Consider the following 26,181-nt stretch of genomic DNA (forward strand, 5'->3'; position numbering starts at 1 on the left):
TTATTTTTCGATACCCGCCAAATCGAGCATAAAGGCGTAATATAAAGCGGTATCTTGCAAGCTTTTAAAGCGCCCAGAAGCACCGCCATGCCCTGCTTCCATGTCGGTTTTGAACAGCAATAGGTTATCATCGGTTTTATATTCACGTAGCTTAGCAACCCATTTTGCAGGCTCAAAATACTGAACTTGAGAGTCGTGTAAGCCGGTGGTGACTAACATATTTGGGTAAGCCTGCTTCTTAACTTGGTCATACGGCGAATATGACAGCATGTAATCGTAATAGACTTTATCGTTCGGGTTACCCCACTCGTCATACTCATTTGTTGTCAGTGGTAAGCTGGCATCTAGCATGGTCGTGACTACATCAACAAAAGGCACTGCTGCAATGACCCCTTTATAAAGTTCAGGCGCTTGATTCACAACAGCCCCCATTAGCAAGCCACCTGCACTGCCACCCATAGCAAAAATATTATCTTTATCACCATACTTTTGAGCTGCTAGAGACTTAGTCACATCTATAAAATCATTAAAGGTGTTTTGTTTCTTCAGCAACTTGCCGTCTTCGTACCAAGGGCGACCCAGCATTTGCGAGCCACGAATATGCGCAATCGCAAACACAAAACCACGATCAAGCAAACTTAAGCGTGAACTTGAAAAGCTCGGATCCATGGTCGCACCATACGAACCATAACCATATTGCATAAGCGGATTAGAGCCGTCTTTTTTGAACTTGTCTTTACGATAAACAAGGCTAACAGGAACATCGACACCATCTCGGGTGGTCACGTAAACTCGCTCAGAGGCATAGTTGTCAGGATTGAAATCACCTAATACTTTACGTTGCTTAAGCAGTGTTTTTTCGCCACTTTCAAGGTTGATATCGTAACTGCTGCCAGGGGTTGTCATACTTGAATAGTAAACACGTAAGTTAGGGTTATCTAACTCACGATTACCATAACTAAAGACCATATAAGTTGGGTCATTAAACGCAACGACTTGCTCTTGTTGGTTACGAAGGTCGCGAATAGTGATTCGGGTTTGCCCCATTTCTCGCTCTTCGTAAACTAAATGATTGTTAAATAACTCAATGCCTTCAAGTTTCACGTTATCACGACCAGCAATTAGCGTTTGCCAATTAGCTTTATCATGAGCTTTATCGCGATGCACTTTCATCAGTTGGAAGTTAACAGCATTTAAATTAGTAACAATGTAATACCAATCACCTAACTTTTTGATGTCATATTCAAGCCCTGCTTCGCGCTCAATAAAACGTTTTGGCATTGCTTTGACATCATTAGCATCAATAACCGAGACACCCGAAGCACTGGTGCTGCCATGACTAATATAGATTTCTTGTTGGTCTTTACTCTTATAAATACTGGTGTAGTAACTGGTGTTTTTCTCTTCGTAAACGAGTTCGTCGTCGGCTTGCGGGGTGCCTAGCGTATGGCGATATACTTGGTACCCTAACAGCGTTTGTAGGTCTTTTTTGATGTAGTAAAAGGTTTTGTTGTCATTTGCCCAGACTACATCACCTTCCGTGCCTTCAAGGCTCTCTGTGAGCATTTTACCTGTGGTTAAATCTTTTACTTTAATTGTGTAAATACGGCGACTCACGGTATCTTCACCATAAGCCAGCAAATTGCCATTTGGGCTGACAGCTAAACCTGTTACGGCAAAATAATCATGATTTTTAGCCAGCTCATTCACATTTAAGATAATCTGCTTATCCTCTCCTTGGCTATCTTTGCTGCGCACATACACTGGGTATTCGTCATCACCGCGCGTTTGTGAGAAGTAGTAATAATCGCCTTTTTTTGTCGGTACGGTATCGTCATCCTTTTCAATACGTCCTTTAAGCTCTTCGAACAAGGTGTTTTGTAGCGCTTGAGTATGTGCCAGCTTGCTTTCAACATACGCATTTTCTGCATTTAAATGGGCAATAACAGCGGCATCTTTGCGCTCATCATCACGCATCCAGTAGTAATTATCGATACGTGTGTCACCATGAATGGTCATTTCATGAGGTATTTTTTTAGCAAGCGGAGCTACAACCTGAACTTGCTCTGTTATAACGGCTTGTTCTTTATTATCTGGGATTTTATGACACGCTGATAGAACAGCTAAAGAGAGTGCCGCAAGGCAAAGTGAATGGCCAACTTTCATAGGGATCCTAAATTAATTTTTATTATTAAGTCCCTAATATAATTAATTAATCGTGAGTTTATAAGTAGCCTTTGTGAAGCAATGTAAAAAGGGAGCCGAAGCTCCCTTTTATCACTTATTTTTCAAACAGTTACTTTTGCTTACGACGACGCATGAATGCGAACGGTGCAGCAAGTAATGTTAACCATGCTAGTGAACCTGAAGAAGATTTTTTCTTCGCTGGTTCTTCAGCTACAACATCTTCTGCCGGGTCTTGTGTCACTGCAATAGTAATAGTAACCGCTTCTGACATGTTGCCTGCAGAGTCAACCGCAGTTACTGATACTTCGATAGAGGTTGTTTGCTCATAATCGATAGCGCCAGCAACCATTAACTCACCCGCATCACTGATGCTGATGCTATCACTACCTGTCACTTCATATGTTGCGATAGGAGTCAGGTCTGCATCTGGGTCAGTCGCAGTCACAGTGCCAATTACAGTACCTTCCGCAGCGTTTTCTTGAACCGTGAATTCACCAAGCTCAGCATCGATCACAGGGTTAACTTCTTCTGGCTCGTCAGCAACGTTCATTACTTCAACAGTCACCATCGCTGGCTCAGAGATATTGCCTGCAGAATCTACTGCAACAACTTCAAGTTCAATACTCATCATGCCAGCATCGTAGTCAAGCATGTCGCTATTCATAACAACAACATCACCTGAAGCAGTCACTGACACAGCTGAAGAAGTAGAGTTAACTACAATGTATTCAGCGATTGGATTAGCAAGCTCAGCACCATATGTTGCTTCTAGTGTGCCGATCACTGTATCTACTGCCGTGTTTTCATCTATAGAGAATGATGCATCAGCAAGCACTGGTGCAACGTTAGCATCTTCGCTTGGTGTTGCTGCGAACGCTTTTGAACCTGAGTCAGATAAGATCATGAAGTCTGCACCAGCATTCAATAATGTTGCAGAAGCACCAGGCTCTAATGAGCTAACTACTTCACCTGCTTCATCAACAAGTGCTGCATATACGTCACTTGATGCGTCTGTGAATGTATATGTACCCATAGCAACATCGCCTTCGCCTGATGCAATTGGTGTCCACGTTTCTTCTTCTGTACGGAAACGAACATTTGCAGTTGCGCGACCAATATCATCAGCAGTTAGACCAAATGCGCCTAAACAGCTTTGCATTGTTAAGTGGTTATTTCCGATAATTTGGAAAATATTGCTTAATTGACCTGAACCGCTCCCATAGCCATGCGTAAAGGTAATTGCAGTACCTGGTTCAATATCATCATAGAACCACTCTAGTTTACCATTTTGCACTGTAACATCGTATGTACCATCTTGGTCAATATCGAAGTCAGCCATGAAACCACCCACGTAAGAGTGAGTAATACCTTCGTTCATCACAAGAGTAGTTAAAGTAACATAACCGCTATCACAGATATCAGTAGGCACTTGGAATGTTTCGATTGATGCACCCACTAGGTCAAAGCGCTGATCTTCATCAACATCATCAGTCATCACTGTAGGAGCAAATACTGGCTCAAGTGCAACAGCACCTGTATTTGTTAACTCATGAGCAATACCATTATCTGTCATTACTGGCATGAAGCTCATGGCTGCATTTGCTTTTGGTAATACGTGATAAACAAGGTGGAATGCTTCATCGCTACCATCAGAGAAAATTAACGCACCGTCAAGCTCTAGGTTCGTTAAATCAGCCGTTGCATCTTGTGAGCCGATGTTATCATCCGTTAATGTCCACTCAGGTAATGTTGTAGGATCAATGGTAGCAGTTACGTCAAATGACATAGTTTGACCTGCCGGCACTGTGATTGACTCTGGGTAATCAAGTGCGAATGAACCACGTTCAACATCATCAGCATAACGCTGTTCAAGAGAAAGTGTGTACACTTTATCTTCGTTAGAGAAGTTCTTAACTTGAACTGTTTTAGTAAGCTCAACTGTTTCTGAAGCATTTACTAAACCAAACGAAAGCGCTGCTTGTTTAGTATCTGCAGCCCACGCTGCAACTGGTAAGTTAGCAGCCTTGTTTACATCAACAAGGCCCGCACCGATGTAACTAATTGGTGCAAGCTCAGCGTCTGGGTTGATTGCTAGCGGCTCCATAGTCACATTTAGGTTAGCAGTGTTCATTAACGTCGCTTTGATTTCAAGCGCATTACGCTCTGGTAGCGCTTCTTTTAATAAGCTCACCGCACCTGCTGTGATAGGACCAGAGAATGAAGTACCTGTTGCGCCTGTTAGCCCATCACCTAGACCAGGATGAGCAGTCATGATGTTAACACCTGGTGCTGTAATTTCAGGTTTTAACAGACCGCCCATTGAAGGACCACGCGATGTGAAGTCAGCAATCGCGCCAGAAAGAACTAAACGTTCAACTGTTAGGTTAAATGTGCCGCCTGCTTTAAGTGCAGTACCTGCAGCAAACGTTACACCTACAGAAGGGATAGTTACAGAAGGATCTGCACCACCCATTGGTGCTGGCGTACCATCATCTGTGCTATTAGCAATAATTACAAACTCAGCGCCTTTAGCTTGTGCAGCTAATACTTTTACAGTAAATGCACAACCACCACGGTCGATAATAACGGCCTTTCCTGTGAAATCTACGTCATCCGCAAACGCCTCACATGCTGTTTGATTTGCATCTGGGTAAACAAGCTCAATATCATCATTTGAGAAACTAAACGCTGTTTGTGGACCAAAGCTTGCAGGCTGAACAATTGCTTCTTCGCCATTAATTGTGCCGCTACCAATTGACTCAGCACCTGTAGGGTGAGTCATCGCACCTACTGAAAGTGCGTTTTCAGTGGTACTTGGGCCACCAACGATGAAAGGATATGCACCGTCATTACCCGCTGAAATTACAACGTTTGTGCCAAGCTTAACAGCTTGGTTGATGAATAGACCTACAGCATCATTGGCAATATCACCGTAGTCACCACCTAAAGACATGTTAATTACATCAACACGGTCGCTAATGTCACCATTACCATCAGGGTCCATTGCACTTTCAAGCGCGAGAAGTTGTGCAAGACCAGGACAACCACTGTTACATACAGAGTAAACGAATAGATCTACGTTTGGCGCAATACCGTTAACAGAGTGAGAAACGTGTGTACCGTGGTTAGTTGTCACATCAATTGGATCGTTGTCATAATTGATGTAGTCATAACCGCCTAATACTTTACCTTGAGGCCAATCTACAGAAGCAGGATCAGCGATTGCTGCAGCATAGGCTTCGTCAGTTCCCGCACCACCAAAGGCTGTATGAGTGTAGTCAATACCTGTATCAAGTACAGCAACGCGAACACCTTCACCTGTTGCTAAACCATTTGATACTAAAGGCGTTGCTTCAATATAGTCAGCGCTGTCAGCAACATGCAATTCATAATCGTATACAGGGTAAATACCTTCAACTTGAGAGTTTGATAGTAACTTAGCAACATCTTGCTTATTACCATTTACTACGATTGAGCTTACTAGCGTCGAAGTTTTAGCAACAACTTGAAGAGGTAGGTCCATGCTGTTGATTGCTTGCTCTACACTTGCTTGTGCTATTTTCGCTTGCGCTTGAATTGACGCTACATCTGCACCCATTGCTTTTGCGTTAATAGATGCTGGAGCATTGAGTTTTACAAGCCAGCTTGTTGCTTCACTGCGAACTTTTTGTTCTTTTTTAGTGACCGCACTCGCTTTAATTAATTTTTTACCGGCAAGATTATACTTTGAAAAGTCATTGGCTTGGGCACTTGCGCACATTGCACTTGTTACAGCCAAAGCAACTGCAGTTCTTTTTATTAGATTATTAGACATGGGTTCCCCTGGGATATGTTATGTTATCGTCTAAATAGTGATTGAAACAAAGTTTCAGAACCAATATAAAACGGAAACACAAGCAAGAACAACATTTCAGTTACAAAACAATTACATTTATTTGGAGTTGAAACACACGGATAATTGCAACCCGCTGTTTATAAATGACTTTACATGGTAAAGAGCAGTTGTAAATGTTTGTAAATGAAAATTATGTGTTGAGTTTTAATAAAAAGAGTACGGTTAAATGAATTCAGAAGTAATCAACATTCTTACCATGGCAAAAGTAATTCAAACGGCTGTTGCACCCGTCTTTTTAATTACCGGTATTGCAGCTACGTTAGGGGTACTTTCTAACCGCCTGGCACGTATTACCGATAGAGCGCGGCAGTTAGAGCGTAAGCTTAAAGTTAGTACCGATGAAGACTTCAATAAGTCACTAACGACAGAGCTAAGAGCACTGTTGAAACGCTCTCGCTGCATCCATATCGCGTTTAGTTTGAGTGTACTCAGTGCCTTATTAGTGTGCGCTGTGGTTATGTGCCTATTTTTATCGCATATCCAATCGATCAACTTGAGCGTGACAATTGCTAGCTGCTTTGTAGCCGCTATGGCGCTGCTGATATGTGGATTTTTATCTTTACTATGCGAGGTTTTCTTAGCAACAAGAAGCATGCGCCGCGGCATGATCTTCGCCGATATTGATATAAATGATTAAATTAAACTTAAGTTAAGATTAACCGCAATACACTTGAATATTATATTGAGCTAAGATACAACTCAGTTAGTTTACTTTTATGACATCTTAAGGGGCAAAAGGAATGAAATTAAAACAATTAGTAGTAGGTGCAATGCTATCTACAATGGCACTTGGCGCATCAGCAAATACTGTATTTGAAGAGCCAAGCGATGCAATCGAGTATCGTCAAGCTGCATTTTCAATGATCCGCGTACAAATTGGTGACATGGGCGATATGCTAAAAGGAAAAGTACCTTTTGATGCAGAACGTTTTCAAAAGCGTGCCGACAATGCAGCGGCATTATCTAAAATGCCTTGGGAAGCTTTCGTAGCGGGTTCTGATAAGGGTGATACATCTGCACTTGCAGCTGTATGGAGCGACAACGAAACCTTTATGAAAAAAGCGGTTGCTTTCCAGCAATACGCCGATGAATTAGCTATCGCAGCACAAAGTGGCGATAAAAAAGTTATTGGTAAAGCATTCGGCGCATGGGCTAAAGGCTGTAAAGATTGCCATAAGTCTTTCAAAGACTAGTTAAAAACTTAAACTAAAAAGGCGCCAATTGGCAGCCTTTTTTTAGTTTAAGCCATTGCAGGGCGCGATTTATAATACTGAATACACCCTAGTTGAGCGGTATTAGTCAGTAGAATCATTACAAAGGTCAGTATGTGAGACACACTCGGTGTCGCCATATCAAGTTCGGCAGCGAGGCCGCAGCTTCCAGCAACAAACTGTAGGCTGAAGTAGCGCGCACTTAAATTACTAATATCACCACTTTTAATGGTTTTATAAGTCTGCGGCATAACACGAATAGAGCTCATGACTAAACCTACATAGGTTAACCAGTTAAGCACCGTTGCTGTTTCATAATGAGGGTTAAGCAACAAACCAAAAGGCACGACCGACATGGCTAATAACCCAGCTAGCTGCATGCGTTGCTTTCGCGCAGCGTTGTAACGAACAAAGTAGTAAAGAATCACACCACTTAGCATGCCGGTAACAACAAACGGCAAAACCATGTAAAAACGCTGAAAAAACAGGTTAAAGGTGATGAAATATAAACTTTGCGCGACACCAAAGCTCATCATTAACAGCGAAACGCCCGACACACTGCGATTTTTACGGATCTTATTTAAAAGCGGATAAAAGCTAAACGCTAAAATAAAGCATGAAATAATCGGCAAAAAGTGCGCCAAAACAGACCTCTCTCGTTACAATTTAGTTAATAAGTTAGCAGTTTATAAATTACCCATAAAATTACAGTAAACACCTGTTTTTAAAGCAATTTAAAAGAGCGCGGCATTGTAATGAGAGCGCTTTAGAATGCAATAAAGAATAAAAAATAAACAACAGTCTATTGGCAAGATATCCGTACAAGCTGTTTACAGCTGATGACACTAACGACTAACTTGAATAATTAATGTGATCTGGGTACATTGATTAAATAGTGCTCAGGAGGGTTAGGCCATGAAGTCAATATTATATGCGCTTGTTTTAATTAATTTTTTAGTTGGATGCAAGAGTACAAAACAACAAGCAACGCCCCCACCGAGTGTGGCCAGCTTACTCAATGCAGCACATTTTAAACACGTTGAACTTAGCGACCCTGAACTCTTTACGCTCCCTGCAGATGAGCAGAAACGTTTTCTTAATTATTTTACCAAACGTCAAGGTGGCGATTTAAGAGATGACCAAATCCTATATCGCTATTTAGAAAATAAGCTCACCAATTTTAATTACTTTAGCGCCACACTCAATGCCCAGCAGACTCTTCAAGGTCATCAAGGTAACTGTATTAGCTTAGCAATTTTAACCCATGCTTATGCTCAACTAGCAGGACTTCAAACAGGCTTTCAAGCGGTCTCCAGTGAGCCTGTTTATAGCAAACAAAATAACATCGTGTATGTATCGGGCCATTTTCGCACCAAAGTCTACGCCCCTTTAAATGAGGACGATAATTACTTGGTGCCGCCAGGCACAGTAATCGATTACTTTCCTGCTCGTGGTAGTTTTTACTCTGGTCGCGCTGAATTAAAAGACTTAATTAGCCGTTATTACAGTAATTTGGCTGCAAAAGCACTGGCCTTGAAACAATTCGACTTAAGCTATAGTTATATATTAAAAGCCAATGAATACACCCCAAATGCAGCAGCACTTTATAATCTAGCTGCCGTTTTACATCGCCAAGCGGGTGATTTAGCTGGAGCAAAACATATTTATCAAACAGCAATGCAGCATGGCTTTAGCGATACAAATTTACTACATAATTACGCAGTGCTGGCCGAGCAACTGAATGATCAAGTTTTGGCAGAGCAGCTCAATTCACAGTTGGCGATGCTAGAGCAGGATCCATTCGAGTTACTGGCAACGGCAATTAACGCCCGTAACAGTGGCAAGCTTCTCAAGGCAAAGCAACAACTTGAAGATGCTATTGCATTAGCCCCTTATTTATCTGAACCCTATATCGAATTAGCGATTATTAGTTTTCAGCAAGGTAATGAACAAAGCAGTAAGGAATGGCTAGAAAAAGCCATTGAGATAGAAAATAAAGACGAAAAACTGGCGCTATATCACGCCAAGCTTTTCGCCTTAAAAGACCAACACTAGGCTATAACGAGTAATAGAAGCTTAGCCAAGCCCGTAAATCATTTTCAAAGTCGTCGCCTTCTACCCGGGCGACGCCAAAATCAAGGTTTACATCGTTCAAACCAGCGGGCCCCATACCAAAGCTAAAGTCACCTTGCCACTTGAGACCATAACTTTGCGCATAGACTCGGTTATCAACTTGATGCTGTTGGTAATAAAGCCAAGGTAATGAATCTTTGTAACTAATGCCCCCGCCATAACCTTTATAGCGGTTACCTGATTGACTAATAAACGGCAACTCTGGGGCAACAACAAAGCCGCTTTGCGTGTCATTATTAATTAAGTTTGACTCATAACCGCCAAGTGCAAGAATACTGTCATCGCGATATTGCTGTGCAAAATTAACATAAACAGGAATATCAAAAGCATAACCGCTCAATTCGGTGGCAAAGTTATAGCCTTGCCAATTATTCGAGTTAGCATCACCGGATAACCACTGAGCACTCACAGACTGAGCAAAACCGTATCGCTGTCTATCATGTTGCCATTTTTGTTCAAGTCCAAAGGTTAACCATTGATCATCCCCCTTACTAAAATCACTGTAGTTATAGCTCAAACTCGGTGTAATTCTAAGCTGCTGAAACTGCAACGGGTAACTCATGGCTAAATGCGCCCCAGTGTTACTTATCTTCACCGGTATTTGTGAATGGTACTGTTTTGCCGATTCAAGGTCGTAATCAAATAACAGCGCTTTAAATTTTAAATCAAACGCTGAGTACTTAGCGGCCGCGAACACCCCTTCTAATGCTTTGTCATGTAAATCAGCACTGTAGCCTGCTTGTAAATCAAGCTGCTTTAAAAAGTCGTTACTTTTGACCCCTAGGGTTAGCAGTGAAGATGATGCCGAATAATACTGAGATGCCAGCGAAAAAGTCGGCTTTTGCTGCCAAATATCATAATCGGCTGGCTCAGTTGGGCTTTGCGGGTAGATTTTCGCCTCAGGTAATACTTCGCTCGTTACCTGACCTCGTGGTGGCGCCGCACTTTTAGCAAATTCAACAACCTCTAATCCTTGTGGTTGCTCAATAAAATGCTTGATATTCGGCCCTTCTGCAGTGATCGATAAATACAAAAGTTCACCATTATTCATTGCCATTGGATGTGCAACAGCTTCTTGACCTTGCGTTAATTGGCGTAGTGAGTTGCTTTGTAGATCATAATGATATAAATCGAGAGCGGCATTTTTACCGGCAACAAAATAAAGCCCTTTGCCATTGGCTTGCCAATTAGGTTGTGACACATACTGATAGCCCTCTGGCATTGGTACAGTAAGTGATTTTTGGGATCTTAAATCTTGTATATACAACTGCCAATTAGCATTCAATGTCGCTTTTAAATAGGCAAGTTGCGTTTTATTAGGGCTTAGTGATGGATAGTCATAAACCGTTTCTAGGCTTTTCTCAAATAAAGGCGTAGCGACACCCGTATTGAGATCAAAACGCACTAGCTCCGAGAAACCATGCTTCGTTTGCTCAGCATAAACCGTTTGCCCGTTATCACTGATACTAAAGCGGCGCAGCCCTGCATGATGGCTTAATGCAGTTACTTTACCTGTATCAATATCATAGCGGTATAGATCAGAAATACCTTGAATTGAGCCTTTAGCAACAGTTGTTGTGGCGGTGAAAAACAATGTATTTTCGTCTAACCATTGCGGGTTTTTTATACCCTGCCTATTAATTTGGTGAAGCACATGTTTTTGCTTACGCTTAAAAACACCGGGGGCTTTATCTGCAATATCAGCAGGGTCATCATCGAGTAACGCTTGTTGCTGCTTCGCAAAATCATCAGCAGCCTGTTGATTGTCATCAGTGCTATAAATGACTAAGCGGGTTTCGTCATCTTTGTTGCGCTCAACAATGGCAAGCTTACTGTTATCTAAACTTAAAACAGGGTTCGAGGCGTATAGATCAAGATCCAACCAAAGCTTACTTGTAAGTGTTTGCTCACTTACCTCTTTAGCCATTGCTTCATAAGTATATTCTGCAATAAAGCGGCGGTAGAGGCGTTCAGGTGAATCGCCAAATACTCCGCTAAAGGCCTCATTAAAATCACGCGCTTTAACCGCTTGCATGCGCGTCCAAACTGCATCAAGGGTTTGCGCTGAATAGTTCTCTTCCAGCCAAGCAAGAAAGCGAGATCCCATTAAATACGCCATTGAGCCAGCTAAATAGCCCCCTTCGGTACTACTTAATTGGCTATATTGTGGCAATGCACCTTGCTGGGCAAATTCAACCAGTATTGCCTCTGAAAGGTTATCGTATAAACGACCCCGCCCTGTCATTTTCGACTCCAGCAGCGTTGCATACCCTTCAGCAGCCCAGCGCGGCATTTCGCCTTCAACTAAGTCGTAAATATCCCAACTATTACGAATAGCTTGGCGCACGTCACTTCGAGTAGGCTGAGCAAGGTGCACCAAATGAATATATTCGTGCAAAATTAATAACTGCTGCCAACCATCGGTGTTAGAAATCACCGTGTCAGATTGTGGAGGCGTGGTAAACAAAGCCATTAGAGGTTTGTTAGTCACCGGCAAAGCAAAGCCATTGGAGGCGTTAAATGGGTCAAAAACCAAAACATCGACCACTTCATCAAGAGCACGGTTTTGCTGTTTTAGTACCTTATCGCGAACAATTTCAAGCTCTGTTGCCGCTGAACGGGCCCATTGCTGATTCTCAGTACTAAAATGCACATTAAAGTGCTCGGTATGAATAGTTTGCCAAGTCTCTTGGCTTGAAGCGTGGCTAGCAGCAAGTAATGCCACAGTTAACAGGGCTTTTTTCATCACAATCCTTGATTAGCAAGTTGCTTAATTTAAGAATTAGTATGCGATGCTTTTTTAAAAGGCTGAAGTTAAAAAGTGTAAGAAATTACTCGATTTTTAGCGGTTGTAGGGCGTGTTGACCCTTGTTGATTGAAATTTGTTCACTCTAGGGGCGATTTAATCGCGGCGCGAGATTTGTAACCTAGTGGGCTAAGTAAAAATCGAGCAACAAAGAGTTAATCGCCCCTAGGAAGAACCCGGAGGGCAGCGCGTGTTTGGCATTAATGCTGCGTTATCGCCTATTTATGTGGAACAACCACACTACATAGGCTCTGCCTTGCCTAAATACCAAACACACTGCTGCAAAATTAATCATAAAGGGTCAGCACGCCCTAGACCTAGTAATTGATAAATAATAAAAATAGTCACGGCAAACATCAGGCTACTTCTTAATGCACCGAGCCCCGCAATGACTAAAGCAGCGGTTACGAGTAAAGCAATTGCTGTAACGGCAACACTCACACATAAGCCCTTACACTCCTGCTGCGAACGTGCATAACAAAGTAAGGCAACAACACCTGAAATAGCTAAAATAGGTAGTAAATAAATCATTGCGCACCCGTGATTATTGACGTTGCGCTAGTATACCTCAATATTAAAACGAATCAATGATATTGAGAATTATTTTTATTTAAAACCAGTTCCGCTCAACGCCTTCTATTTCATGTAGGGCGAAATCAGCAAACTGCTCAGCCAGTTCCGCTTTTAAGTAAGGCATTGATACATAACCAGAAGGCAGTTGTATATACAAGCTTTTAAGCTGTGATCGGCGCATTAAATAAGTGCTTATTGTGGTGACGCTTTGTGCTTTATAGATTTCAAAAACACGATACTGCACACCTAGCATGCCGGTTTTAAATACGGCAAAAAAACGGCCGTCATGTTGATACATAGCCAAACCCGTTTTTTGATAATTCAAAAACACACCGATCATCAAAACTAAGCCCACGACAATGCTCCACAGCATCGTAGCAGTATCAAATAAGGCGTTGAAAATTAAAGCAGAGAATACAGTAGGTAGGATCACATAGAAAAACGTATTTTTATAAAGTAAAGCTCGCTCAGGCTTAATAAAGTTAAGCTCTGTTAAATCAACAAACCATGGAAATAACCAGCCACACACGGCTTGCACTTGCTCTTTAGTGATTACTGGCATCACTAACGTTTGTTTATTTTTATGTGCCGCAACCCCAGCAGCCATACCACCACTACTCACTTGTGGGCAAATTAAGGTATAGCGATTAAGGAGCCTAGCAATAATATTTTGTTTGATTTGCACACTTTGAATTTTCGACACGCTGATCGAGAGTTGCTGGCGCTCAAATAAACCTGCCACACGCTTAAACTTATCGTCCTGAAAATACAGCTGAAAGTTAAAAAAGCGCACTAAGGCCATGACAACAGAAAGTAAAATGGCACATAAAACAATGGCAACAACCATAATTAACACAGCGATTGCAGCTGCGCTGCCAACAAAAGCAGCTTGCTCATTCAGTATGGCCTCTAGGCGGTTTATGATAGTTTTTTCGAGGTACTCAAAAATCACATTCATAAATGGAGCAAGTGCGGCCAATGCCAATATTGCCATGTTCGACATCAAACCAAACTTAGCAATTTCAGCATTGCTGATCGTTAAGGTTTTCGGCGTATCTGCTGCTTCGCTCTGCTCAACAGGTAGCTGCTCTTGCTGTTGTAACTGAGCCTTAAATTCCATAACTTGTTCACGAACTTGCTCAGCATAGCTAAGCTTTACTCCCGGGATAACAGCTTCTTGAGCACTACTACCGGCAGCATCGAAAATACAATTAACCAAATTAACCGGCTGAAAATAAAAAGGCTCGGCAATGTTTACGTTCTGTACTCGAGCAAATTTTAGGGTTAGCCGCTCTTTTTTGAATACCCCTTTATTGAGCAGTATTTCGTGACCATCTGTTATGCGGTATTTAAAATTACGATAATAAGCAAAGGCATACAGCACTAAAACTAAAGAGGCTACGGCAACAGCTATTTGCCCCCAAAACAGCTTTTGCTCAACTTGCGTAACAAATAACACCAAAATTGGCAGTAAATTAAGTAGCCCATCTTTTATGAAACGCAGTGCAAAGTGAACAATAAAATACAGTAGCGCCCATGGCGACACGCGTTGCCATTGTTGATCACTCATCGGCAAGCTCATTTTCTTGAGTTGCTGCATTATCACCATAACTTTGCACGAACTGGCGAACATCATTGCATTGTTCGTCAGTTAACCCACTGATATGTAAATCAGCACTCATGCCACCCGCACTGTAAAGCCTGAGTGTTGCGAGTCCTAACTTTCGCTCAATTGGGCCGCGATGAATTTCGGTGTGTTGCACGCGAGAAATAGGCAATAAAGTGATTTGTTGCCAAATTAAACCTCGCTTAAAGGCAATATCATGCTCTCTTACTGCCACCCCTTTAGCGCGAACGCTGTAAAGGTTGAAAACCATCGACAGTATTACCAACAATGGCAAAACCAAAAGCCAAGGTGTAGTAATGGCTTCGCTAATGGCTGGATTAAAGTGCCGTACTGCAATGATCACGGCCATTAAAGGCACGTAAAATAACAACCAATTTAGTTGTACATGCCATATCGCATTATCAGCAAGTGGTTGGAATTGAATAGTTTGATGCTTTGGAAGGGTTTCTATTTGTTGATTACTAAACACGGTAATTCCTTGTAAAGGCCAGCGGTGCCGGCCTTACGTGCTAACACTGAGTTTTTATATGTTATAAATTATACCCAGCGTAGTTTTGTTGCAAGTGTGTGGCTTGCTCCTGGTGCAAGTTCAACACTATCATCAAGGACATTAGCCGCTTCTAAGCACAGCATGACGTGGTATTCGTCATCAGCAAAATTAGAAAGACGTTTTGATTTATCAATCCATGGGTTCCAAAGTACACAGGATGTTGAGTTTTCGCGACCTACTTCAATAATGCCATCAGGTGTAATGATACGTTGAGTGTCTTTTGCTTCGGTGTAAACCATGTCTATTTCACGTGCAAACGACACTAACTCATTTTGCTCAAATGGACCTTCAGCAAATTCAATGTATTTGGCGCCTTGTAGACCATCTACTTTTGTTTCTTCAATTGCTGGTGTTGGGAAGTACGTGTGCAGTGCTTGAGTAAACTGTACAGTTTGGTTATCTAAGTTCGTGGTTGTTAAACGCATCTCTAAGCTAGAGGTTAAAATAAACTCAGCCAATAACTTAGTTTTATAAGGCCAATACTTTTCATCAACTTGCGTCATCGGCAATGACAAGCTGATATAAATAGAATCGTCTTGTTCTTTCACTTCTTCTGCGCGCCATAAACTTGTGCGAGCAACACCATGAGCTGGCCAGCCTTCATGTTGGCTTACTCCGAACCATGGCCAACAAATCGGAATACCGCCTCGCACACCTTTGCCTTCTTGGTAATCTTCTAATTCTGAGACCCATAATAGTGGCTTTTTATCGGTTGGCGTGAACTCAGTGATCTGCGCACCTTGCAGAAAAATAGTTGCGCTACAAAACTCACTAGCAACTTTAATAAATTCAAGCCCGGTTTCACTTTGCTCAATCGTAACTGATGGCGATAACTTCATAATTCGTCCCATTTAATGAAAGAAAAATCCACCTTACCCAATGCAGTGGCTTTTAGTAAATAATATTTAGTTATTTGTATAAATTGTTTTACTACAAAGTGATGGTGTCACCTCGTAGTTGCATTTTAAGTGTTAACAACAATTACTCCATCTAAATTTTAACTTTTGCTTTTTAATTTCTGCTCTAATTAATCAACAAGCACGATATCAACCATTATGGCCGCAATTTATAAGCTAAATAGTTATTATTTATTTGAACTCAATTTATTAGATGTGTAATATTTTGCGATTGCGGTTGTTCCACGCCGCCTTATTTAAGAGACAGAAACATGCAAAAGTATGACGAGCTACTAGTGTCGCTGCGCAAAGTGATCAGAGCCATCGACCTTCATTCAAAACAGCTCAACAAAACCTCTGGCTTAACAGGCCCACAATTACTGATTATGAACGAGGTTGCACAAACCGATGGCATCACCGCTAGTCGTATTGCACAAAATGTAAACCTAAGCCCGGCGACGGTTACCAATATCTTAGACCGTATAGAAAACCGTAACCTGATCACCCGTGTACGTAGCCAATTAGATAAACGCCGAGTTAGTTTGCATCTCACAGAAGCGGGTAAACAGCTACTAGATCAAGCACCTCAGCCTCTGCAAGAACACTTCATTGAAAAGTTCTCAGCACTCGATGAATGGGAGCAAAGCTTACTACTTTCATCAATGCAACGTATTGCCGCAATGATGGATGCAGATCAGCTTGATGCTTCACCTCTGCTGGAAGTTGGCGCAATCACCAAGACATTAGAACCACAGTAAAAATTAAAACTGATTGATTAATATTAATTTTCTGTGTCTAGTCTTGGGTTCAGCATGATTATCAACTATGCTTGGTAGTACCCATTCCAACACTAGCGAAAATTCATGCTTAAACTATCAAAGTTAGCCCTCGCAATAGCCTTGGGCACAACTTCAAGTCTTAGTCAGGCATCTGAAATTGATGACCTTCAAAAGCAGCTGCAATTGCTGAAACAGCAAATGCAGCAACTGCAAAGCAAACTTGATGCTGCCGAAGAAAAATCGCAACAACAAGCCGAAAAACAAGCGCAAATTGATGCACAAGTAGCAAAGCAACAGAAGCAACTTGAGCAGCAAACAGCAGCTGTTGAAGCTCCTAAAAAAGAATCTGGCATTAAGGTCGGGGGTGCAGTACGTACCAACTTCAGCCATACATCTTATAACGATGGTAATAAAAACCGCGGTGGTGACTTCGATTTTGACATCTTCAGGCTAAATTTTGCAGGCGATGTCGGTGATGTACAGCTTAACGCTGAGATCCGTTTTTTCGATTACATGACTGCTGTTAAGTATGCCTACGCAGCTTATGACTTTGCCGAAGACTGGCAAGTGCAGGCAGGTATTACCAAAGTGCCTTTTGGTAACTGGCCTTATAATTCACACAACTACTTCTTTGGCACCACTTACTATATTGGTCTTGAAGATGACCACGATCTGGGTGTGCTATTCAAGCGCAAAATTGCTGACAACTGGCAAATTGATCTGGGCTTTTTCAAAAATGATGAGCTAGGTGGTGTTGATGGTTACGTAAGCGACAGAAGCGACCGCTACTCATATGATGTTGTTGGTTTCCGCTCTGCAGATGAAGGTGTTTATGCCGAACCAACCAATGCGATTGGTGAGTACAACACCTTCTCTGGTCGTTATGGTTATCACTTTGAGCATGACGGCGGCACCACCGAGCTCGGTGTTTCTGCGTTATCGGGTGGCTTACATGACGGCGAAGATAAAGCCGGCGATTACTACGCTTGGGCTGTGCACTTAAACAGTACTATTGGTCCATGGAATTTCCAGCTCCAGCACGGTGAATATAACTACGATATCGACAACGTCGACCGTATGGCCGTGGGTGCTTATGCGTTTTACGATAGTATTGCCGCAGAAGCGACCATGACTAATGCTAATATAGCTTACAGCCTGCCTGTAGAGTGGGGCCCGGTCACTAACCTGCAGTTTTATAATGACTACGGCATCATTTATGACAAGTCAGATAACAGCGAAGATACATGGATGAATGTAACCGGTGTATCTGTTGCCGCAGGTGGCTTATTCACTTACTTTGATTTTGTACAAGCGAAAAACCAACCATTTGTTGGTGGTTCAATTGCTGGCGACAGCGACGAGACTGAAACCCGCTTCAATATCAATATAGGTTATTACTTCTAAGATACGCTTAATTAAGTGAAAGCAAGGAGCTGGCCTCCTTGCTTTTTTATTTACTCGAAACCACACAACAACCTCACGCTACCCTTAACGTTCATTCATTACTAGCAAACTTCTTACTTCACTCCCAAGTAGTCCACTATGCTTAAGGCTAAGGTCCGATCTGTACCTTTAGTAAAAACATTTTCTGGCTATACAAATGAAAATCATTATTATATAGCACCATTCTAAGCCCGATTTATTGTTAAAAGCTGTATAGCAGCTTTGCTTGATTATCACTTAGAAATTATGGGTATAACCCTATGACAACATCAACTACCCCGTGCATTTACTCTAAAGACGTTGCTGAGGACCCTATTCATGCCAATACTCGAGCTACTTTCTCGAGCTGAAAAGCTAAAACAAGCGATAAGCATCATAACCGATGATATTGATCATCATTTATTAGCGCTAGCGCCTAGTGCTGATTTAGATAACTATAAAAAGTTTTTAACCTTACAGTATGCCTACCAGTTAGAATTAAAAGGCCTCTACGAGCATGCTGGTTTACATCAATATATAGATAACTTACATGATCGTACGCGATTATCTTTAATCAAGCAGGACTTAGACGATTTAAAGCACCCATTACCAAATCATCAACAGTACCCCTGCCGCTTTCAAAATGCCGACTTTGCCTATGTACTTGGTTGGCTGTATGTAATTGAAGGAGCGCAATTTTCTGCAGCTACATTAGGCAAACAGGTAGAAGCTGAGCTAAAGTTAAATAATCAACGTGGTGCACGCTACCTTGCTAAAGCAAGTGAATACTCTAAAGACTGTCAACTAAATCATCTTATTGATAACCTTGAGCTCTGTGAACAGCAACAAGCCACCTTGATAGAGGGTGCCGAGCAAGCACTGCAACGATTTAAGTTTTATCAGGCCCAACTTTATTGATGAATGTGAGAGCGGCGTTTACCGCCTATAAAAATGGCTGCTATCAGTTACTCGGATTATTGATGGTGGGTTTAGGTATCATAGGTATTGCATTACCTGTGATGCCGACGACTATCTTTTTTATACTAGCATTGGCGTGCTTTACCCGCTCATCACCCAAGCTTTCTGCCTGGCTGCTAAACCACCCCAGATACGGCCAACCGTTAAGGTTTTGGCAAGAGCATAAGGTTGTCCCTACCCGTGCTAAGTTATTAGCAGGTTTTGGTATGGCTATCGGATATGCTTTTTTACTACTAAGTGCCGCGCCAATTTGGGTGATGTATTTAGTAGCAGTGATTGAATTGAGTGTATTAGCCTATTTAATTAACCGCCCATCTGAGCCAAATAAACCAACCCTAATTCAAGTTAATATAACCACACAGATGCGCTTGATGTTGCTTGCTTGTTTTCTCAGTTCGCAACTAGCAGTTATGGCTTACCTCGCTATTCATTTCTAGCACAAAGAAATGTAAAGAACGTAAACCTGCTTGTTATCAGTAATACAAATCATTATCATATTTGTATCTTTAACGAATAAACCGCATTATGTTCTCATTTAACAAACGCAGCTTTTATAGCGTTAGCCGCGCCTTACACATATACCTTTCAACGGCCTTATTCTTTTTGCTTATTTTATTTTGTGTCAGTGGCATCATTCTTAACCACGTTAGTTGGCTCGAAAATGATAAACATAATGGTCAGAACCAACTACTTGTTTCTGCAGAGCTATTCGAAAAAGCACAAGCAAACCTCGACACATTACCAAGCCTTTACCCTGAAATAGAGCAATACATGCAACAGCAGTTTTCACTCAGCAATGTAAAGAGTATTGAGTGGGAAAAAGAAGATGCCTTGGTAATGCTCGACTACCCGCTTCCGGCTGGCTTTGCCTATGCCGAAATCGATTTTCAAACCGGTGAACTTAATATTGATTATCAAACTGGTGGCTTTATGAGTCTGATTGGTGACTTACACAAGGGCCGCCATACAGGCGAAGCATGGAGCTGGGTGATTGATATCTCAGCTGTTTTGATGATTCTGTTTGCTATTACCGGATTATTTATTCTCTTTCAAAACCGTAAAAAACGTGCCGCAGGCCTTTGGTTAACGCTGCTTGGTGTTGCCACGCCTTTGGTTATTTATCTAGTTTGGGTGCCTCAACTTAAAGGAGTATCTTAATGAAAAAAGCCCACTTACTCGTTGCTCTACTAATTGGCTGTTTATTCAGCCCACTGAGCTTTGCAAAAGATCCCAACCTAACCGTTGAATTTACCTTACCTGAGCTAGATGTTTCTCCATATCATCGCCCTTACGTGGCGTTATGGCTAGAAACACCTGAACGTAAACACGTTACCACTATTGCACTTTGGGTCGAAAAAGCTGAATGGTTTAAAGACTTACGTCAGTGGTGGCGAAAAGCAGGTCGTAGCAACGACAGCTTTGATGGTGTAACAGGTGCAACAAAACGCCCAGGCACTTACACCATTGAGTGGCAAGGTAAAGATTTAAAGGGCAACCCAGTTAAACCTGGTAGCTACCTACTAAATGTTGAAGTTGTACGTGAAGAAGGTGGCCGAGATTACACCCGCGTTGAAATCGACTTAACGAAAGACGGCAAAGTCACAATTAAAGGCGAAAAAGAGTTCGCGACTAGCTTTGTTACCATTACCAGTAATTAAGGACAAACAATGAAATTAAAATTATTAAAAACGGCGCTGATCGGCGCCGTGACCTTCACAGCAATTGCATCTGGCTATGCACAAGCACATGCCCGTTGGTTAATGCCATCTCACACTTCTTTATCTGGTGAGAAAACTCACTATGTGATGATCGATGCCAGTATTTCTAATGAGTTATTTAGCCCAGATAAAGCATACCGCCCAAAACAAAAAGGCGCAGAGTATGACGACAACTTATTAATTGCCCTTGCTCCAAATGGCAAGCCGGTTGAAGAAACGATTCGTGCATACTATTTAAAACGCAAAAACTCAGCGGCAGTGAGCTTAACGCAAGACGGTACTTACCATATTGCTATGCAGCAAAAGCCAATGCTAATGACTTTCTATAAAGATAAAGACGGCAATCGCGGCCGTGTTTTCGCAGGTAAAAAAGAAGCAGACCTACCAGCAGGCGCAACCGACGTGCGCACTGTAAAATCAATCGCAACTGTTGATACTTTTGTTAGCCGTAATGGTACTTCTAAGCCAACATTGCTTGGTCAGGGCTTAGAAATTTCAGGCCCTACTCACCCGAACGATCTATTTGCTGGTGAAGAAGCTAAGTTCCAATTACTAATGGATGGCAAACCAGCTGCTGACGTTGAGCTTGCTATTGTTCGTGGTAGTGCTCGCTACCGTAATGAGCGTGACGAAGTTAAAGTAACAACCGATAAAAAAGGTTTCTTTACTGTGACATTCGCTCACGCCGATATGTATTTGATTGAAGCATCTGTTGATCAAAAACCAGCAGAAGCAGATATCGATAACGTTCGTTACTCATTATTCACAACGCTTGAAGTAGCGCCTGAATAATATGCTGATTAGGCCTTAGCAAAGGCCTAATTCGACTTTCGAGGAAGGCTGTAGTCAACCGTGTGATCGCAGCTACCGTCTTTCTCGCAATCATTTACCCCATCACCATCGACATCCCAGCTTGGGTGCATGCCTTTTAATGTATTTTTTAATACCGTGATATCGGCTGTAAATTCACTTTGCTCATCACGGCGCGCAGCATTGCGCATTAGAAACACTCGAATCAAATAATCGCCATTATCAGGAATTTTAACCTCGGCATGATCACCTTTTGCCGGGCCAACAAACAAAGCAGTTGGGTTGCCTTTTGGTAAAATATTAAAGTAGTTGCTTAAATTTGATGGAGAAAAATCAACCTTTAAAGTAGTGCCTTTATTAAGGTTAATTTGATATTCCAGCATCTCATAACCTTTAATTGTGTCTTTAACTTGCCAGCTTTGCTGCACCGCAATATCTGAAGCTAGCAACTCATAATGACGACTATTTGGTAAATTTTGTTCGGCAAACACTAAGCTACTTGTAGCCACCGAAAAACAAAACCCTATTAATAACAACAACTTCATATTCAACCTCCTTTTAAATTCTTTTTTAAAGAATGATAAACACTGATTTTACAATTTTTAACTCTTTTAAAGTGAACTTATAGTTACTCCATCGCAGACACACTGCTTAACTAAACAGGATACCTACTATGAAACTTTTTACTTTAATCTCAGCTCAACCACACTTACAAAATATTAGCACTTTATTGGCACGTATTGGTTTATCGGCCATCTTTTTACTAACCGGCTTTAGCAAAATAGAATTCTTTGATGCAACTGCACAGTACATGGCATCAGTAGGCTTACCAGAGTTCTTACTGCCATTTGTGATTGCTTTTGAAATTGTTGGCGGGTTATTTATTTTACTGGGCTTTTTAACACAACTTACCGCTGTCGCTTTTGCTGGTTTCAGCCTAGTTAGTGCTTTGTTATTCCACTTTCAGCTTGATGATCAAATGCAATTTTTAATGTTCTACAAAAACATTGCAATGGCAGGCGGCTTTTTAGCATTAGCCAGTGTTGGTGCAGGCAAAATCAGCCTAGATCAACTAGTGTTAAAACGTAGTCAGGCATAACATTTATCCCAGCCAATAACCTAGGTTGTTGGCTGAATTTGTTTTTAAGAGGGCGCGAATATGGCAACGTTATTAACAGCAACCAGCCATGATATTGGTGGGCTCGATGTAAAGCGCATCTTGCCTCATTTTGACAAAAAAATGGTTGGCCCATTTATCTTTTTTGACCACATGGGGCCAAATCACTTTCCTCGCGGTGAAGGCATAAATGTGAGGCCTCACCCTCATATTGGCCTATCAACGCTCACTTATTTATTTACTGGCAGTATTTACCATCGCGATTCGCTAGGTAATAGCCTGCAAATAGAACCCGGCGATGTTAACTGGATGACCGCAGGTCGCGGTATAGTGCACTCAGAAAGAGAAAGCCTTGAAGTGCGGGCGAGCGAGCACGACATTAATGGTCTGCAATGCTGGGTTGCTTTACCTGAGAGCATGACCGAAATAGCACCACGCTTTGAGCATATCAAAAAACAGCAGCTGCCTGAGAGAGTCGAAAAAGGCGTGCTGATGCGACTCATTGTCGGTGATGCCTATGGCTTAAGCTCACCGGTGAAAAACTACTCACCGATGTTTTATGTCGATACAGTAGCAGAGCAAGGTAGCCATATTACTAAACCGCATCCTCATCATGAAACCGCCGTGTATGTTATTTATGGTGAAATTAGTGTGGGTGATACTCGCTATACCCAAGGCGACTTTGTGCTACTTGATGACAGCGAACACGAAATAACGACAATGGTGCACAGCCGCTTTATTTTACTTGGTGGCAGTAAATTTAATAAAGTCCCGTATTTACATTGGAATTTTGTCGCTTACAGCAAAGAGCGCATCGAGCAAGCAAAACAAGATTGGCAAGCACAGCGCTTTGCTAAAATCCCCGGTGATGAGCTTGAGTATATTGAGTTGCCCTCACCTAAAAAGTAAACTTTTTCAGCATTTACAGGTACTATTAGGTAGTTAAGTAAGCAAAGGAACATCATGCTAAGAATTACGCTAGAACAGTGGCGCATGTTTCGTGCTGTTGTTGAATTTGGAGGCTTTAACCAAGCCTCACAAGGTATTCATAAAAGCCAGTCGAGTATTCATAATGCAGTTGGCAAAATTGAATCTGCACTCGATGTAAAGTTATTCAGCATTCAAGGCCGTAAAACAGTGCTCACTGAAGCCGGCGAAATGATGCTGCGCCGTGCTAATTACTTACTTGATGAGGCAGCTAAAGTTGAGGCCATTGGGCAAACCTTGGGTGAAGGTATCGAAAGTAAGTTACGCATTGCTGTTGATGCTATTTTCCCACAGCAGCTGCTTTATAAAGTACTTAACGACACGTCATCGCAATACCCGCAACTGCGTATTGAGCTGCATGAATCTGTGCTAATGGGGGGCAATGAGCTGCTCGAAAACGATCAGGTTGATATTGCCATTACCGGCTTTCCAATTGCAGCAAACTTTCACGAAGAGTTATGTGATATCGAGTTTATTGCTGTAGCACACCCAGATCACCCCTTGCATGAGATAGAGCGTGAAATCACCCTCGAAGATTTAAAATCACACCGCCAAATTGTAGTTCGCGATTCAGCGAATAAGCACAAACAAGATGGTGGCTGGTTAGGTGCCGATCAACGCTGGACTGTTACTCATTTACGCACTTCAATTGATATGATCAGTAATGGACTGGGCTTTGCGTGGTTACCAAAAGTCGCGATAGAAAAACAACTTGCGGCAGGGCAAATGAAAGCACTTAATTTAACCCATAACAGCAGTCGCAGCGCTAAGTTACATTTACTCTTTAAAGACGGTGACAAACTGGGTCCTGCAGCACGCTCGTTTATTGGCGAGTTGCGTTATCAAGTAATGGAAAATCTATAGCTTCAAGGGCGTTTCAGCAATACCTTTAACGCCCGGCTCGAGAATAAACACGCCACCACTGTGAGGGTAATCAGCGAGCACTGAGTCTTCTAGCCCTACTGCCGCAGTTGTCACTGCCAGATGCGTGAGCTCTTCACCGACAAATGCGACACTCGTAACACGCGGTGCGGGTAAGCGAATAAACTGTACTTGCTCACCGTTTGGGGCAAAACGATACACGCCATAACCATTCCATGCAGCAACCCAAAGATGATCTTCGCTATCAACTGTCATGCCATCAGGAAAACCCATATTGTCAGTAAAGCGAATAAACTCTTGTTTATCTGCAAGCTCGCCATGCTCATTCAGAGTGAAACGGTAGATTGTTTGTTTATCTGAGTCTGTAGAATATAGAAACTGGCCATTTTTACTTACTGCAGGCCCATTGCTAATGGTGTAGTCATGATCAACTGCTGTCGGAGCCTGACCATGACCAAAACGGTATAACTTGCCACTATTGGTTTGCTCTTGAGAGTCCATTGAGCCAAAAAAGCCAAAGCCTTGGCGAGACGTTTTACCATCGTTTAAGCGGTTTTGTGAGGGTTCGTGATCGATTGAGTAAAGAAGTTCGCGGCTAAAGTCTTCACTATTTAGCTTATAAACGCCTTTGGCAAAGCCTGCGATTAATTCAGCTTGCTCGGTTTCCATCACCCAACAAATCGGTTCTGGCATAGTAAACTGGCTAACGCGCATCGATTGACACTGCAAACGAAACAAACGCTGCCCTAAAATATCGACCCAAAATAAACAGTTATGTGCCTTAGCAAAATAGGCACCTTCGCCCAATTGGCATTGGCTAGAAATGATTACTTTAATGGTGTCATCGAGCATAGGCTTCATTACACAAACTGCTGAACTATTCTCATTCTATCTGTGTATGAAAATAAGTGCTAGACCAGATAAGCCAGCAACCAGCAAGATTATGCCGCGAATGGCCTTTTCATTGAGGTTATTGTTGATCACAAACGACAAGCCCCAGCCAATTAAAATAGCGGGTAAGCAGAAAAAGAACAGCTTCACATCAGCCATATCGGCAGAGCCTGTCAGCATCAATACAATAATGCCAAACAAGTTTATAAATACAAAAAAGGCACTCAGGTTTGCTTTAATTTTGTCTTTATCTTCAGCTTGATAGAGTAGCCCCATCGGCGCGCCACCGGCTGACGTTGTGGTACCTAAAAAGCCCGACGACATTGACGCAAGTAAGCTTGTAATGGTGGAAATTTTCGGTTTCATACCTATGATAGACAATGCCACCACTACCAAAATACTCACTCCTAGCAAGAGTTGATACTGCTTCGCATTGACATACCACATCACCACAGCAGCAAGGATAACTCCCACTGCACCACCAATAATGGAAATGCCTGTTTGTTTCATGTCTATCGCGCCGCGGTGTTTAATCATTAACACCGACGTTAAAAACAGCGCATTCAGAATCATTGGCCCAGGCACCAGCTCTGGCATCAACCAGTAAAGTACAGGCACACATAGCATGCCTAAACCAAAGCCAATAACACTTTGCAGGCAAGCGCCAATAATCAGAATTAAATAAACAAGTACAAAGTCGGTCAAACTTTCTTACCACC

At 42.1% G+C, this 26,181-nt stretch carries 23 protein-coding genes and 1 pseudogene; 13 read left to right on the top strand and 11 right to left on the bottom strand.

What is annotated here, in order from left to right:
* Window positions 1-2,166 (bottom strand): S9 family peptidase, encoded by a 2,166-nt coding sequence (locus HUS62_RS11595; RefSeq protein ID WP_175079635.1) that lies wholly within the window; start codon window positions 2,164-2,166, stop codon window positions 1-3.
* Between the two features lie 130 nt (window positions 2,167-2,296).
* The gene (locus HUS62_RS11600) at window positions 2,297-6,001 is read right to left on the bottom strand and encodes a S8 family serine peptidase (RefSeq protein WP_175079636.1); all 3,705 of its coding nucleotides are present in this window, start codon (window positions 5,999-6,001) and stop codon (window positions 2,297-2,299) included.
* A 247-nt stretch (window positions 6,002-6,248) separates the two neighbouring features.
* On the opposite strand from HUS62_RS11600, the gene HUS62_RS11605 reads away from it, so the two are divergent.
* Both HUS62_RS11605 and HUS62_RS11610 read left to right on the top strand, forming a co-directional pair.
* Window positions 6,249-6,719, top strand: a complete 471-nt coding sequence (locus tag HUS62_RS11605; protein ID WP_054554628.1) for a DUF2721 domain-containing protein — start codon at window positions 6,249-6,251, stop codon at window positions 6,717-6,719.
* Window positions 6,720-6,822: 103 nt separating this feature from the next.
* Window positions 6,823-7,275, top strand: a complete 453-nt coding sequence (locus HUS62_RS11610) for a cytochrome c (protein ID WP_175079637.1) — start codon at window positions 6,823-6,825, stop codon at window positions 7,273-7,275.
* A 47-nt stretch (window positions 7,276-7,322) separates the two neighbouring features.
* On the opposite strand, the gene HUS62_RS11615 is transcribed toward HUS62_RS11610, so the two are convergent.
* Entirely contained in the window at window positions 7,323-7,937 is a 615-nt protein-coding gene (locus tag HUS62_RS11615) for a hypothetical protein (protein ID WP_175079638.1), read from the bottom strand.
* A 271-nt stretch (window positions 7,938-8,208) separates the two neighbouring features.
* On the opposite strand from HUS62_RS11615, the gene HUS62_RS11620 reads away from it, so the two are divergent.
* Complete coding sequence (locus tag HUS62_RS11620; protein WP_175079639.1) at window positions 8,209-9,348, top strand: lipopolysaccharide assembly protein LapB; 1,140 nt, start codon at window positions 8,209-8,211, stop codon at window positions 9,346-9,348.
* 1 nt (window position 9,349) lies between these two features.
* On the opposite strand, the gene HUS62_RS11625 is transcribed toward HUS62_RS11620, so the two are convergent.
* From HUS62_RS11625 to HUS62_RS11645, 5 genes are all read right to left on the bottom strand, one after another.
* Window positions 9,350-12,172 carry a hypothetical protein gene (locus HUS62_RS11625; protein ID WP_175079640.1) on the bottom strand — a complete coding sequence of 941 codons (2,823 nt, stop codon included), beginning with the start codon at window positions 12,170-12,172 and terminating at the stop codon, window positions 9,350-9,352.
* A gap of 351 nt (window positions 12,173-12,523) precedes the next feature.
* A complete protein-coding gene (locus HUS62_RS11630; RefSeq protein WP_158685563.1) occupies window positions 12,524-12,763 on the bottom strand; it encodes a hypothetical protein in 240 nt (79 codons plus the stop codon).
* A gap of 79 nt (window positions 12,764-12,842) precedes the next feature.
* Window positions 12,843-14,375: a PH domain-containing protein gene (locus HUS62_RS11635; protein ID WP_258536775.1), complete on the bottom strand. Its 1,533-nt coding sequence runs from the start codon at window positions 14,373-14,375 to the stop codon at window positions 12,843-12,845.
* The gene (locus tag HUS62_RS11640) at window positions 14,368-14,901 is read right to left on the bottom strand and encodes a PH domain-containing protein (protein WP_175079641.1); all 534 of its coding nucleotides are present in this window, start codon (window positions 14,899-14,901) and stop codon (window positions 14,368-14,370) included. The genes HUS62_RS11635 and HUS62_RS11640 overlap by 8 nt, the downstream gene beginning before the upstream one ends.
* A 68-nt stretch (window positions 14,902-14,969) precedes the next feature.
* Window positions 14,970-15,821, bottom strand: coding sequence for a D-hexose-6-phosphate mutarotase (locus tag HUS62_RS11645; protein WP_175079642.1), 852 nt, complete (start codon window positions 15,819-15,821; stop codon window positions 14,970-14,972).
* Window positions 15,822-16,150: 329 nt separating this feature from the next.
* Here HUS62_RS11645 and HUS62_RS11650 point away from each other — a divergent pair, with 329 nt between their 5' ends.
* The 7 genes and pseudogenes from HUS62_RS11650 (at window position 16,151) to HUS62_RS11680 (ending at window position 21,567) form a co-directional block, all read left to right on the top strand.
* Entirely contained in the window at window positions 16,151-16,636 is a 486-nt protein-coding gene (locus HUS62_RS11650) for a MarR family winged helix-turn-helix transcriptional regulator (protein ID WP_054562966.1), read from the top strand.
* Between the two features lie 105 nt (window positions 16,637-16,741).
* Window positions 16,742-18,061, top strand: a complete 1,320-nt coding sequence (locus HUS62_RS11655; RefSeq protein WP_062566332.1) for a porin — start codon at window positions 16,742-16,744, stop codon at window positions 18,059-18,061.
* 357 nt (window positions 18,062-18,418) lie between these two features.
* Window positions 18,419-18,997 (top strand): biliverdin-producing heme oxygenase, encoded by a 579-nt coding sequence (locus HUS62_RS11660; RefSeq protein WP_063529003.1) that lies wholly within the window; start codon window positions 18,419-18,421, stop codon window positions 18,995-18,997.
* Window positions 18,997-19,386: pseudogene (locus HUS62_RS11665) on the top strand (YbaN family protein); the annotation flags it as partial. The gene HUS62_RS11660 and the pseudogene HUS62_RS11665, both read left to right, overlap by 1 nt.
* Before the next feature lie 196 nt (window positions 19,387-19,582).
* The gene (locus HUS62_RS11670; RefSeq protein ID WP_058586042.1) at window positions 19,583-20,215 is read left to right on the top strand and encodes a PepSY-associated TM helix domain-containing protein; all 633 of its coding nucleotides are present in this window, start codon (window positions 19,583-19,585) and stop codon (window positions 20,213-20,215) included.
* Window positions 20,215-20,715 carry a DUF2271 domain-containing protein gene (locus HUS62_RS11675; protein WP_055198551.1) on the top strand — a complete coding sequence of 167 codons (501 nt, stop codon included), beginning with the start codon at window positions 20,215-20,217 and terminating at the stop codon, window positions 20,713-20,715. Before HUS62_RS11670 ends, HUS62_RS11675 begins: the two co-directional genes overlap by 1 nt.
* Window positions 20,716-20,724: 9 nt before the next feature.
* Window positions 20,725-21,567, top strand: a complete 843-nt coding sequence (locus tag HUS62_RS11680; RefSeq protein WP_175079643.1) for a DUF4198 domain-containing protein — start codon at window positions 20,725-20,727, stop codon at window positions 21,565-21,567.
* Between the two features lie 26 nt (window positions 21,568-21,593).
* Here the strand turns inward: HUS62_RS11680 and HUS62_RS11685 are convergent, their stop codons facing one another.
* Complete coding sequence (locus tag HUS62_RS11685; protein WP_175079644.1) at window positions 21,594-22,130, bottom strand: hypothetical protein; 537 nt, start codon at window positions 22,128-22,130, stop codon at window positions 21,594-21,596.
* Window positions 22,131-22,258: 128 nt separating this feature from the next.
* Here HUS62_RS11685 and HUS62_RS11690 point away from each other — a divergent pair, with 128 nt between their 5' ends.
* Genes HUS62_RS11690 through HUS62_RS11700 form a run of 3 tightly spaced genes read left to right on the top strand, consistent with a single transcriptional unit; the run spans window position 22,259 to window position 24,553 of the window.
* Window positions 22,259-22,684, top strand: coding sequence for a DoxX family protein (locus HUS62_RS11690; protein WP_054562973.1), 426 nt, complete (start codon window positions 22,259-22,261; stop codon window positions 22,682-22,684).
* Window positions 22,685-22,744: 60 nt separating this feature from the next.
* Entirely contained in the window at window positions 22,745-23,611 is an 867-nt protein-coding gene (locus HUS62_RS11695) for a pirin family protein (protein WP_175079645.1), read from the top strand.
* Between the two features lie 54 nt (window positions 23,612-23,665).
* Window positions 23,666-24,553, top strand: coding sequence for a LysR family transcriptional regulator (locus HUS62_RS11700; protein WP_054562975.1), 888 nt, complete (start codon window positions 23,666-23,668; stop codon window positions 24,551-24,553).
* Here HUS62_RS11700 and HUS62_RS11705 read toward each other — a convergent pair.
* Together HUS62_RS11705 and HUS62_RS11710 are read right to left on the bottom strand one after the other, a co-directional pair.
* Entirely contained in the window at window positions 24,548-25,432 is an 885-nt protein-coding gene (locus tag HUS62_RS11705) for an SMP-30/gluconolactonase/LRE family protein (protein ID WP_252950534.1), read from the bottom strand. The genes HUS62_RS11700 and HUS62_RS11705 overlap by 6 nt on opposite strands.
* Before the next feature lie 27 nt (window positions 25,433-25,459).
* Window positions 25,460-26,167, bottom strand: a complete 708-nt coding sequence (locus HUS62_RS11710) for a sulfite exporter TauE/SafE family protein (protein ID WP_055020595.1) — start codon at window positions 26,165-26,167, stop codon at window positions 25,460-25,462.
* Window positions 26,168-26,181 lie beyond the last annotated feature (14 nt).

Source organism: Pseudoalteromonas sp. 0303 (assembly GCF_013349995.1).
Taxonomy (GTDB): Bacteria; Pseudomonadota; Gammaproteobacteria; order Enterobacterales; family Alteromonadaceae; genus Pseudoalteromonas.